Source organism: Aminobacter sp. P4_H6_2 (assembly GCF_056400805.1).
Genome location: NZ_JBFUKO010000118.1, coordinates 1 through 11,258, shown reverse-complemented (window position 1 = coordinate 11,258; position 11,258 = coordinate 1). Strand labels below are relative to the sequence as shown.

At 62.2% G+C, this 11,258-nt stretch carries 13 protein-coding genes; 6 read left to right on the top strand and 7 right to left on the bottom strand.

Annotated features, from left to right (window positions below):
- A partial coding sequence (locus AC1DUU_RS11670) for a type II toxin-antitoxin system VapB family antitoxin (RefSeq protein ID WP_476783578.1) occupies window positions 1-162 on the bottom strand: 162 nt, incomplete at its 3' end.
- Window positions 163-304: 142 nt separating this feature from the next.
- Between AC1DUU_RS11670 and leuB the strand changes: the two genes are divergently transcribed.
- The gene (gene leuB / locus AC1DUU_RS11665) at window positions 305-1,408 is read left to right on the top strand and encodes a 3-isopropylmalate dehydrogenase (protein WP_476783577.1); all 1,104 of its coding nucleotides are present in this window, start codon (window positions 305-307) and stop codon (window positions 1,406-1,408) included.
- Window positions 1,409-1,522: 114 nt separating this feature from the next.
- Here leuB and AC1DUU_RS11660 read toward each other — a convergent pair whose 3' ends face one another.
- Window positions 1,523-2,203, bottom strand: coding sequence for a DUF805 domain-containing protein (locus AC1DUU_RS11660; protein WP_476783576.1), 681 nt, complete (start codon window positions 2,201-2,203; stop codon window positions 1,523-1,525).
- Window positions 2,204-2,530: 327 nt separating this feature from the next.
- Here AC1DUU_RS11660 and AC1DUU_RS11655 point away from each other — a divergent pair, with 327 nt between their 5' ends.
- Window positions 2,531-4,429: an ABC transporter ATP-binding protein/permease gene (locus AC1DUU_RS11655; protein WP_476783575.1), complete on the top strand. Its 1,899-nt coding sequence runs from the start codon at window positions 2,531-2,533 to the stop codon at window positions 4,427-4,429.
- Window positions 4,430-4,458: 29 nt separating this feature from the next.
- Here AC1DUU_RS11655 and AC1DUU_RS11650 read toward each other — a convergent pair whose 3' ends face one another.
- Window positions 4,459-5,118 (bottom strand): GNAT family N-acetyltransferase, encoded by a 660-nt coding sequence (locus AC1DUU_RS11650; RefSeq protein WP_476783574.1) that lies wholly within the window; start codon window positions 5,116-5,118, stop codon window positions 4,459-4,461.
- 153 nt (window positions 5,119-5,271) lie between these two features.
- Between AC1DUU_RS11650 and AC1DUU_RS11645 the strand changes: the two genes are divergently transcribed.
- From AC1DUU_RS11645 to AC1DUU_RS11630, 4 genes are all read left to right on the top strand, one after another.
- Window positions 5,272-5,406, top strand: coding sequence for a hypothetical protein (locus AC1DUU_RS11645; RefSeq protein ID WP_280959920.1), 135 nt, complete (start codon window positions 5,272-5,274; stop codon window positions 5,404-5,406).
- A gap of 109 nt (window positions 5,407-5,515) precedes the next feature.
- Complete coding sequence (locus AC1DUU_RS11640; protein WP_476783573.1) at window positions 5,516-6,550, top strand: aspartate-semialdehyde dehydrogenase; 1,035 nt, start codon at window positions 5,516-5,518, stop codon at window positions 6,548-6,550.
- A 5-nt stretch (window positions 6,551-6,555) separates the two neighbouring features.
- Window positions 6,556-7,005 (top strand): N-acetyltransferase family protein, encoded by a 450-nt coding sequence (locus tag AC1DUU_RS11635; protein WP_476783572.1) that lies wholly within the window; start codon window positions 6,556-6,558, stop codon window positions 7,003-7,005.
- Between the two features lie 189 nt (window positions 7,006-7,194).
- The gene (locus AC1DUU_RS11630; RefSeq protein WP_476783571.1) at window positions 7,195-8,100 is read left to right on the top strand and encodes a bestrophin family protein; all 906 of its coding nucleotides are present in this window, start codon (window positions 7,195-7,197) and stop codon (window positions 8,098-8,100) included.
- Here AC1DUU_RS11630 and AC1DUU_RS11625 read toward each other — a convergent pair.
- From AC1DUU_RS11625 to ffh, 4 genes are all read right to left on the bottom strand, one after another.
- The gene (locus tag AC1DUU_RS11625; RefSeq protein ID WP_476783570.1) at window positions 8,091-8,627 is read right to left on the bottom strand and encodes a cupin domain-containing protein; all 537 of its coding nucleotides are present in this window, start codon (window positions 8,625-8,627) and stop codon (window positions 8,091-8,093) included. The two genes, AC1DUU_RS11630 and AC1DUU_RS11625, sit on opposite strands and share 10 nt — an antisense overlap.
- Window positions 8,628-8,769: 142 nt before the next feature.
- Window positions 8,770-9,162, bottom strand: coding sequence for a 30S ribosomal protein S16 (rpsP, locus tag AC1DUU_RS11620; RefSeq protein ID WP_476783569.1), 393 nt, complete (start codon window positions 9,160-9,162; stop codon window positions 8,770-8,772).
- 55 nt (window positions 9,163-9,217) lie between these two features.
- Entirely contained in the window at window positions 9,218-9,544 is a 327-nt protein-coding gene (locus tag AC1DUU_RS11615; RefSeq protein ID WP_476783568.1) for a chorismate mutase, read from the bottom strand.
- A gap of 10 nt (window positions 9,545-9,554) precedes the next feature.
- Window positions 9,555-11,141: a signal recognition particle protein gene (gene ffh, locus AC1DUU_RS11610; RefSeq protein WP_476783567.1), complete on the bottom strand. Its 1,587-nt coding sequence runs from the start codon at window positions 11,139-11,141 to the stop codon at window positions 9,555-9,557.
- Window positions 11,142-11,258 lie beyond the last annotated feature (117 nt).

Sequence of the window (11,258 nt, the reverse complement as noted above, 5' to 3'; positions counted from 1 at the left end):
TTCCCAGCCCATCCCGCGCATGTTCTCGATGGCCTGCTTTTGCCGATGCCCACGAAGAAGCTGATGCAAGGCGTCCTCCACGGCCGCCTTCTTCGTAGTGAAGCCGCCGATCTTCATCGCTTCAGCCAGGAGTTCGTCGTCGATGTCGATGTTCGTGCGCATGTTGCACCTATGTGTATGGATCACCTGAAACATACACATCCGACCCCAGAGATTCAAGGCAACCGCGTGGTTTCTGCCTTGCACCCGCGCCCCGCCAAGGCTAGCAAGGCCGCGGTTCACGCATCTTTCGGAAAGGCTTTCCATGGCGACGCGCAATCTTCTTCTCCTGCCCGGCGACGGCATTGGCCCAGAGGCCATGGCTGAGGTCCGCAAGCTGATTACCGCAATGAACGAGAAGCTGGGCACCGGCTTCGCCACCGAAGAAGGCCTCGTCGGCGGCTCGGCCTATGACGCGCACGGCCAGGCGATCTCCGATGCCGACATGGCCAAGGCGATGACAGCGGACGCGGTGCTGTTCGGCGCCGTCGGCGGCCCGAAGTGGGATGCCGTTCCCTATGAAGTGCGCCCCGAGGCTGGCCTATTGCGCCTGCGCAAGGACATGGAGCTGTTCGCAAACCTGCGTCCGGCGATCTGCTATCCCGCGCTTGCCGCGTCGTCCTCGCTCAAGCAGGAAGTTGTCGAGGGTCTCGACATCCTGATCGTGCGCGAACTTACCGGCGGCGTCTATTTCGGCGAGCCCAAGCAGATCATCGACCTTGGCAACGGCCAGAAGCGCGGCATCGACACGCAGGTCTATGACACCTTCGAGATCGAGCGCATTTCAGGCGTCGCCTTCGAATTGGCACGCACGCGCCAGAACCGCGTGACGTCGATGGAAAAGCGCAACGTCATGAAGTCGGGCGTGTTGTGGAACGAGGTGGTGACCGCGACCCACAAGGCCAAATACGCCGACGTCAAGCTCGACCACATGTTGGCCGACGCCGGCGGCATGCAGCTGGTGCGCTGGCCCAAGCAGTTCGACGTCATCGTCACCGACAATTTGTTCGGCGACATGCTGTCGGACGTCGCGGCCATGCTGACCGGCTCGCTCGGCATGCTGCCTTCTGCTTCGCTCGGTGCGCCGGATGCGCTCACCGGCAAGCGCAAGGCGCTCTACGAACCCGTGCACGGTTCGGCACCCGATATCGCCGGCCAAGGCATCGCCAACCCGATCGCCATGATCGCGTCCTTTGCGATGTGCCTGCGCTATTCCTTCAACATGGTGGCCGAGGCCGACCGTCTCGAAGCGGCGATCGCCGCCGTGCTCGACGACGGCCTCCGCACCAAGGACATCATGTCCGAGGGCAAGACCGAAGTCGGCACCACTCAGATGGGCGACGCCATCATCGCGAAGTTCTTCGCCTGATCTAGGCGGCCGAAACGCTACAGCGTCGCGTATCCAATTGGATACGCAAGGGACGCTGTAGCGCTTTTGAACCTGCGCATGATCCTTTCCGAAGATCGATTCCGATTTTCGGGATCACGCGTAAGGCGGGGGAACTTTCACCCCCGCCGGAACCGGCCCCCACTTGTTTTCATGCTTCTGTGACGGCAGCAGCGAAAACACGAAGATGATCAGCCCGCCGACATAGGGCAGCAGGATCAGCAGATAAAACCAGCCCGACAGGCCGAGATCGTGAATGCGGCGCACCGTGACGGCAATGCACGGCACTATGCCTGCCAGCACCAGCAGGACCGATAGGGCAGCCGCCGCCACCGGCTGCTCCTGGCCCGCTGCGAGATTGCCGAGCGCGCCGTCGATGCCAAAGCCGGCGCCCATGAACAGCACCAGTGAAATGGCCCAGAACAGGTAGAAGCCCCAATACTCCTTGCGCCGCGCCCGGCCACGGAAATTGGCGTAGTTGGCAGTCATCCCACACCAGAAATACGACCACAGACTCATCTTTTCGACAGCAGTGCTAACTGCCATTCGGCCGAACTGCTGTGGGGGCTGCGCCGCAGCCGGCGCCTTGACCTGGCCGCGGATCGTAAAGACGTCGCGTGCCTTGCCACCRCTCGGCTGAAATTCGACCTCGGCGCCCTTGTCGATCGGCATGACGCGACGCAGATCTTCGCGTCCAAACGCGTAGCGATTGCCGTCAGCACCGGAAATGAAGCCGAATCCCTGGGTTTCGTCGTAATAAAGCACTTCGCCGCGCATTTTCCCCTCGTCAGCCGTCAAACGCACTCTGTGCAAAGTTTTGGTGCCGGCTGCAAGCTTGCGCTGCCCTTCGCCCTATCCCCCAAGAGGCGTATACGAACGCTGATGCCGTTGCCTTTCAGCCACTGTTCACGACGAGGTGAATCCGATCGAGGCCGCTGGCGGGACAATTCGATTTGAGAACGCTCAACTCATGTTACCCTTCGCTAAAGAAAAGGGCACTGGGTAGGGAACACTGTGATTCGGGTCGCTAGACCTCGATATCCATCGCTAAACAGATGGCGTCGCCGCGCCGCAAGGCCGCCTCCCCTGACGCCGGTTTCGGCGATGCGTAGCTTCTGGGGCCTGATGCGGGCTTACTGGTTCTCGGATCGCTGGAAGGAAGCCTGGGGGCTGACGCTGGTGATCGCCCTCCTCACCGCACTTTCCAGCAAGGCCAGCGTTTGGATGGCCGAAGCATCGGGCGAATTGGTCAATTCCATCGCCTTTTTCCACGACCCGGCCAATGCGGCGCCACTGGCGTCTCTGCTGACCAGCGCAGGTACATTGGTTCTTCTGGTGGTCATCAAGGATGCGGGCTTCACCGGTATCCGGCACCTGTTCTCCACAACCTTGCACCGCAAATGGCGCGGCTGGCTGGATAGCCGCTTCAACGCGGCACTGCTCGACGCTAATCACACTCATTTCCACGTCCAGCACAATGCGGACACGGGCAACGGTTCGGGCATGGCACCGGACAATATCGACCAGCGCGTCCAGGATTCCATCAAGGGCATGACCGGTGGCGCAATCGGGCTTGCCATGGGCATCATGAGCGTTGCCACGTCGCTGTACTTTGTCGGCCAGAAGCTCCTGGAGACCTCGACCTCGGTGCGCGGCCTGGAAATCCTCGGCAACTATGGCAGCTTCGTCCTCGCGCTGGCCGCGGTCGCCGCCTATGTGCCGCTGAACACCTATATCGCCATGAAGCTCGGCGGCGTGATGGAGCGCCTCAGCGTCAGGATGCAGCAGGCCGAAGGCAGCTACCGTGGCGAGCTGACGATCCTGCTCAGGCGCAGTTTCCATGTCGCGGCATCGCGCGGCGAAGGCGTGCAGCAGGCGATGCACGACCGGCTCTATCGCGACATCGACCAGACCTGGGGACGGCTGAACACAGTCAACGCCGGCTACATGTCGTTTGAATCGATCTACGGCTTTGTCGCCGCGCGGATCGTCGCCTATGGGCCGGGCCTTGTTCCCTACATGCACGGCCAGATCAACCTCAAGGGCTACATCACCGGTGCCGAGCTGGTGAACTCGCTGATCAGCCAGTGCTCGTGGTTCATCCAGGTCATGCCGGCAATCGCCACGCTTAGGGCCAATAGCGAGCGCGTCAGCGATCTCGCAAAGGCGATCGAAAACGTCCAGAGACCGCCGGCATTCTACGCAGCCACAGGCCAGTCCGAGTTCAGCTATGGCAACCAAAATGCCCTGTTTGGACTGACGATCCGCAATCTCGAACTGATGCATCAGGGCCGTGAGGCAAGCCCTTTCCTGACGATCGCCAATCTGCGCTTCAGGCGCGGCGAATGGACCTTCGTGTCTGGCCAGTCCGGCTGCGGCAAGACCTCGCTGGTCAAGGCGATCAACGGGCTGTGGCCGTATGGGCGTGGCGCCATCGTCTTTCCCGAAGGTATCAGGTCGTTCTACGCCACCCAGGACATCAAGCTGCCGCAGGTTTCGCTGAAGCAGCTTGTGTGCCTGCCAGACAAGCCGGACGCCCATTCGGAGGCTGGAGTGGCCGTTGCCTTGCACAAGGCCGGCCTTGGCGACTTCATCGAACATCTCGGCGACGAAACACGCCAGGGCAAGAGCTGGGATCAACTGCTTTCAGGTGGCCAGAAGCAGAAACTGGTGGCGGCCCGCATCCTGCTTTTGCAGCCTGGCTTGCTTTTTCTCGACGAAGCGACCGCAGCGCTTGATCTCGACGCCAAGATCGCCTTTCACCAGGTGATCAAGGACAATTGTCCCGATGTCACGGTGATCAGCGTCATGCATGAGGCGACACCGCCGAAATCGGCGATGGGCATCGAGTTCTACGACAGCATCCTTTGCATTGCAGATGGCGTTGGCTCGAAGAAGGCGCTGGCCAGCCTGCCGGCCGAACTTACCACGCTCCTGGCCCAGCCCCAGTCGGGCGAAGGGTCGCGGCTAAGGCTGCCGCGCATCCGGCTCAGGCAGAAGTGAGCCGTCGCTACCAGCGCGGCTGATGGCAGCTACAGATCCGCCCTGATTTCGTTCATCGAGCGCAACTGCCTGCCATCGCGGAAATTGGCGGGATCGAGCCACTGCTCCATGGTTGCGCGGCGGGATGGCCACTCAAACGACAGCATCGAGTACATGCAGATGTCTCTCGGCATGCCCTTGAGCAGCAATCCTTCGCGCAGTGTCCCCTCATAGGTGAAACCGAGCCGGTCGGCGGCGACGCGCGAACGGCTGTTTTGAGCAGTGCACGTCCATTCGAGGCGACGATAGCCAAGCTCCTCGAACACGTGGCGAATGACGAGATAAAGCGCCTCGGTCGCAAGCGTCGTGCGCTGTATCCCGCTGGTAAAGAGCACATAGCCGAGTTCGACAACTTGATGCGCCACCCGGGCCTCCATCAGGCACAGCCAGCCCAGTATGGCGCCCTCCAGATCGACAACCGCAAAAAACGCCCGCTTCGGGTCGGACACGAGATCGTCAATTTGCCTGGAAAAAGCAGCTTCGTCGGCAAACGGCCCGACCTTCATCTCGGCCCAGGTGGTTGCGACGTTTTCGTCATGCGAACGGCGATAAAGCGTCGAAGCATCCGACACACCCAACGGGCGGAGGCTGCCATGGCGACCGTTGATGACTGCAGCTACCGGCACCTTCGCTTCGGCTGGCTTGCCCATCGGCTTCGTCCCGTCGGCTCAATGCATCGAGAGTAACCCGCCGAACATGCAAGGCAACTCCAATTTGACATACACGGCGCAGCTTCAGGCGGCGTGCGCGATTGACTCTCCATACAAACCGGATAAAAGCGGCGGCGAACAGGGATCCCTCCGATGCGCGGCCTCTTGATGGCGCTTTTCGCATTCGACTTCCCCGGCCACGATGCCAACCATCGTGCCGGGCGCGGAACCGCGTCCCTGCTTTCGACCAAAACCATGGCCAAAACCACCACCACCAAAACGGTGTGATTTCCCTTGGCCTGCTCACCCTCTCCCGGGTCCGGCCCGGGGGATGAAGCCCGCAACGGCCAGCGGGTTTTCTCCAAAAGCGAGCGGAGAGGGACAGGAGATTTTCGATATGGGTTTCAAGGTTGCAGTCGTCGGCGCCACGGGCAATGTCGGCAGGGAAATGCTCAACATCCTCGAGGAACGCGGCTTTCCGATCTCTGAGATCGTGCCGCTGGCCTCGCGCCGCTCGCTCGGTTCCGAAGTGTCGTTCGGCGACAAGACCCTGAAGACCAAGGTCCTCGACCAGTATGATTTTTCCGACGTCGACATCTGCATCATGTCGGCGGGTGGCAATGTCTCCAAGGAATGGTCGCCCAAGATCGGCAAGCAGGGCTGCGTCGTCATCGATAACTCGTCCGCTTTCCGCTACGATCAGGACGTGCCGCTGATCGTTCCGGAAGTAAACCCGGACGCCATCTCGCTGTTCACGCGGAAAAACATCATCGCCAACCCGAACTGCTCGACCGCCCAGCTGGTCGTGGCGCTGAAGCCGCTGCACGACGTGGCCAAGATCAAGCGCGTCGTGGTTGCCACCTACCAGTCCGTTTCGGGCGCCGGCAAGGAAGGCATGGACGAGCTGTTCACCCAGACACGCGCCGTGTTCGTGGCCGATTCGGTAGAAAACAAGAAGTTCACCAAGCGCATCGCCTTCAACGTCATTCCGCACATCGACGTCTTCATGGAAGACGGCTCCACCAAGGAAGAGTGGAAGATGGTCGCCGAGACCAAGAAGATGCTCGACCCCAAGATCAAGCTGACCGCGACCTGCGTGCGCGTGCCGGTGTTCATCGGCCACTCCGAAGCCGTCAACATCGAGTTCGAAAACCCGATCACCGCCGAAGAGGCGCGCGACATCCTGCGCGAGGCGCCAGGCTGCCTTGTCATCGACAAGCACGAGAACGGCGGCTACGCCACCCCGCTCGACTCGGCTGGCGAAGACGCGACCTACATCTCGCGCATCCGCGAAGACCAGACCGTCGACAACGGCCTGTCGATGTGGATCGTCTCCGACAATCTGCGCAAGGGTGCCGCACTCAACGCTGTCCAGATCGCCGAATTGCTCGTTGAGCGCGGCCTGATCACGCCGAAGAAAAAGGCAGCCTAACGACAATGCCCGATGTCGTGCTGCGTCAGGCCAAGGCTCAAGACGCACACGACATCGCCCGCATCCTGAGGGCGGCGCTTGCCGCCTTCGACTGGATGCCCCAGCTGCACACGCCTGACGAAGATCTGCGCTTCGTCAGGGGCAGCCTGCTCACCGAGCAGCATGTCACCGTCGCAACGATCGAAGACAAGCTCGTCGGCTTTGCCGCGGTCAAGGGCGACTGGCTCGAGCAGCTTTATCTCGATCCGGCCTGGACGGGACGCGGCATCGGCAGCCAGTTGCTGCGCCACGTGACCGCCCGAATGACTCACGTGAAACTTTTCTGCTTTGAGGCCAATGCCGGCGCACGCCGTTTCTACGAGCGTCACGGCTTCAAATCGGAAGCATTCGGCGATGGGTCCAGCAATGAAGAGGGGTTGCCGGATATCCGTTATGCGCGCGCTAGCGCTCCTTAGACCGCCTACCCATGCGAGCGAGACGACCCTCCTCCAGAAGGATGGGGTTTCGTTGCAAAACCGCACAAGACCGGCAAGCGGCTGAAACAATTCAACGAAATCGCCACCATGTCGCGATTGAGCCGTGACTCCCGCACCCTCCCCGAAGCACAATGCCGCCTCACCATCGAGGCAAGAGGTACAGGCCATATGATCGTTCGTCCGCGCACCGGCCTGTTGAAACTCTTCTTTGTCATGCGTGGATCGGTGGTGCCGCGCATCCTGCCGCAGATCTTAGGCTTTGCGCTCTATGGCGCGCTGGTGGTGGCGGTGATCAAGGCGCTGAACCTCGATCTCGGCAATGCCGGCATGGCCCCCTTCGCGCTGCTCGGCGTTGCGCTGTCGATCTATCTCGGCTTCCGCAACAACGCCGCCTATGACCGCTGGTGGGAGGCGCGCAAGCTGTGGGGCCAGCTCGTTTTCGAGATCAGGAATCTTTCCCGTGCGGCCAACGCGATGATCCACGACCGCAACGAACTGCGGCCTCTGCTGATGGACTCGCTGGCATTCTGCCACTTCCTGCGCGGCGAGCTGCGCCGCATCGACACGCGCGCGGCAGCACGCCCATTTGTCGGCGACGCCGTAGACGAGATTTTTGCCGCGACCAACAGGCCCGACGCCGTGATGCGGCGCATGGGGGGCAAGATCGGCGCGCTCAAGCGGGCAAGGGCGCTGGAGGCGATGGATTACCGCATCCTCGACGAGCGGCTATCGGCGATTGCGGCACTTCAGGCCGGCTGCGAGCGCATCATGGGCACGCCCCTGCCCTTTGCCTACACGCTGCTTTTGCAGCGCACGGCTTACGTCTTCTGCCTGCTGTTGCCTTTCGGGCTCGCGGCTTCCGCCGGCTGGGCGACGCCGCTTTTCACAGCACTGATCGCCTACACCTTCTTTGGCCTCGACGCGCTCTCCGAAGAACTGGAAGACCCCTTCGGCATGGAGGCCAACGACCTCGCGCTCGACGGCCTGTGCCGCGTCTGCGAAATCTCGGTGTTCGAAGCTCTCGGCGAAACGCCACCGCCGATGCTGGCGGCGGAAAATTTCTTCTATTCCTGAGAGCGAGCAGCGCGGGCCTGAGCGCCGCCGGCGGTTGAATCGATGCCTTCCCAATAATCCATTGTCGCCGATTTGCTGTAGCCTTCGCCAGTCAGCCGGACGCTGACGCGGCCGGATTCGGGAAAGACGATGACATCGTTGGGATTGCGCTCGCCAATGATGAGATAGCGGCAAGCGGCATCGGTATGATTGAACAGCGAGTGCCCGACCTTCTGGCCGGCGGGGAAGCAGACATAGTCGCCGGCCTTCATGACATAGGCCCGCGTGCCGAGCCTGAGCGTCAGTGCGCCCTCGAGGATATAGGCGTGCTCCTCCTCGAGCATGTGGTAGTGCGACGGGTTGGACTCCTTGCCCGGCGCAAGCTCTTCAAGCGCCACGCCGACATGATCGCCGCCGCCAAAACTGGAGAGATGCCTGAAGCTGCTGCCGAAACGCACGCCTTGCGAAAAGGCTTCGAGCGGCGCCGTAGCAGCGGCAAAGGGCTCGGATACACCATCCGCATTGAGTGCGGAAATCTTGTCGGACATGCGCGGCTCCTCCATTTGCAAATGGTGCGGCCCGCTATTCCAAAGGTCAAGCAATGCGCACAGTGCAATCGGAACACCTGCCTGAAACGCAAAACGGCGGACCTTTCGGCCCGCCGTTTTCCTTCGCCAGACAGGCGAAAAATTACTCTGCCGAAGCTTCGGCCGGAGCGGCGGTCGCTGCAGCGATAGCGGCAGCAGCGTCTTCCTGTGCCTTCTTCAGTGCAGCAGCGCGCTCCTGGGCCTTCTTGCCCGGCTCACCCTTGGTCAGGTTCGAGCGGGCTTCGCGCTTGACGATGCCAGCCTCGTCGAGGAAGCGGGCAACGCGGTCGGTCGGCAGCGCGCCGTTCGACAGCCAGTACTTGGCGCGGTCGGCGTCGACCTTCATGCGCTCGCCGTCCTTGGGCAGCAGCGGGTTCCAGGCGCCGATCGCCTCGATGAAGCGGCCRTCGCGCGGSSWRCGGGCGTCRGCRAYGACGAYGTGGTAGTAGGGGCGCTTCTTGGAGCCGGCGCGAGCCAGGCGGATCTTAAGGGACATTGTCTTACTCCTGAATAGTTCTGTCTTGGGTTTGGTATGTTCTGCGTGTTCCGCCTCAGGCGGAGGTGGTCCTGTCTGAGCCGCCATTTCGTTCGGCGGCCAGCATTTCGTGGTGCCTGATCACCTCGCGGATGATGAAGTTCAAGAACTTCTCCGCGAAATCGGGATCGAGATGCGCGTCGTCGGCCAAACGTCTGAGACGTGCTATCTGGGACTGTTCTCGCGCCGGATCGGCCGGCGGCAGACCGTGGGTCGCCTTGAGCACGCCGACTGCCTTGGTGCAGCGGAAGCGCTCGGCCAGCATGTGGATCAAGGCGGCATCGATATTGTCGATCGAAGCGCGCAGTTCCTGGAGCTGCGCCTGAGGATTGGTGTCGGTCATCGCGCGCTCCTCACTTCTTCTTGCCAAGGCCGGGCAGGCCGCCGCCAAGACCCGGAAGCTTCATGCCGCCAGGCAGGCCAGGCAAACCGCCACCGCCCATGCCGGGGAGTCCGCCGCCGGGCAGGCCCTTGAGGCCTCCGCCGAGACCGGCAGCTTCGGCCTGCTTCTGCAACGCTTCGAGCTGCTTGGGGTCCATCTTGGACAGGTCGGGCATGCCGCCCATACCACCCATGCCGCCAAGGCCCATCTTGGAGGCGAGGCCGCCCATCATGCCGCGCATCAGGCCACCGCCCTTACCCTTGCCGCCCATGGCTTTCATCATGTCGGCCATCTGGCGATGCATCTTGAGCAGCTTGTTGATTTCGGCAGCGTCGGTGCCGGAACCTGCAGCGATGCGCTTCTTGCGCGAGTGCTTCAGGACGTCTGGATTGGCACGCTCGGCCTTGGTCATCGACGAGATGATGGCGATCTGGCGCCCGAACATCTTGTCGTCCAGCCCGGACGCGGCCATCTGGTCCTTCATCTTGCCCATGCCCGGCATCATTCCCATGATGCCGCCCATGCCGCCCATCTTCTGCATCTGGCCAAGCTGGTCGGCGAGATCGTTCAGATCGAACTTGCCCRACTGCATCTTCTTGGCCATCGCAGCGGCTTTTTCCGCGTCGATGTTTTCGGCMGCCTTCTCGACCAGCGAAACGATGTCGCCCATGCCGAGGATACGGTCGGCGATACGCTTGGGGTGGAATTCCTCCAGCGCATCCATCTTTTCGCCGGTACCGATCAGCTTGATCGGCTTGCCGGTGACGGCGCGCATCGAAAGGGCCGCACCGCCGCGGCCGTCGCCGTCCATGCGGGTCAGCACCAGGCCGGTAATGCCGACGCGGTCGTCGAAATTCTTGGCGAGGTTGACGGCGTCCTGACCGGTCAAGGAGTCGGCGACGAGCAGGATCTCGTGCGGCTCCGACACCTTGCGGATGTCGGCCATCTCGACCATCAGCGGCTCGTCGATATGGGTACGGCCAGCGGTATCGAGGATGACGACGTCATGGCCGCCGAGCTTGGCTGCCTGGACGGCGCGCTTGGCGATGTCGACCGGCGACTGGCCAGCGATGACGGGAAGGGTTGCGACCTTGGTCTGCTCGCCGAGCTGACGCAGCTGCTCTTGCGCGGCCGGACGGCGCGTGTCGAGCGAGGCCATCAGGACCTTCTTGCCCTGACGCTCGGCGAGGCGCTTGGCGATCTTGGCCGAAGTCGTGGTCTTGCCCGAACCCTGCAGGCCAACCATCATGATGACGACCGGGGCCGGCGCGTTGAGGTCGATGGCGACGCCCTCGGCGCCGAGCATCTCGATCAGCTCGTCATGGACGATCTTGACGACCATCTGTCCGGGCTTGATCGACTTCAGAACAGCAGCGCCAACGGCCTTTTCGCGGACGCGGTCGGTGAAGGAGCGGACCACTTCGAGCGCGACGTCGGCCTCGAGCAAGGCACGACGAACCTCGCGCAGGGCTGCCGAGACGTCGGCCTCCGACAGTGCGCCACGGCCGGTCAGGCCGTTGAGGATCGTACCAAGCCGCTCTTGCAGCGATTCAAACATTCGACTTCCCTTCTCTCAGCCAACCGGTGTCGAACCGAGAGGTAATGCCTCAGCGCGCATGAACCAAACCAAAAAGCACCCGGGGGCGCACTGCGCTGCCGGGTGTTGGCCTCCGGG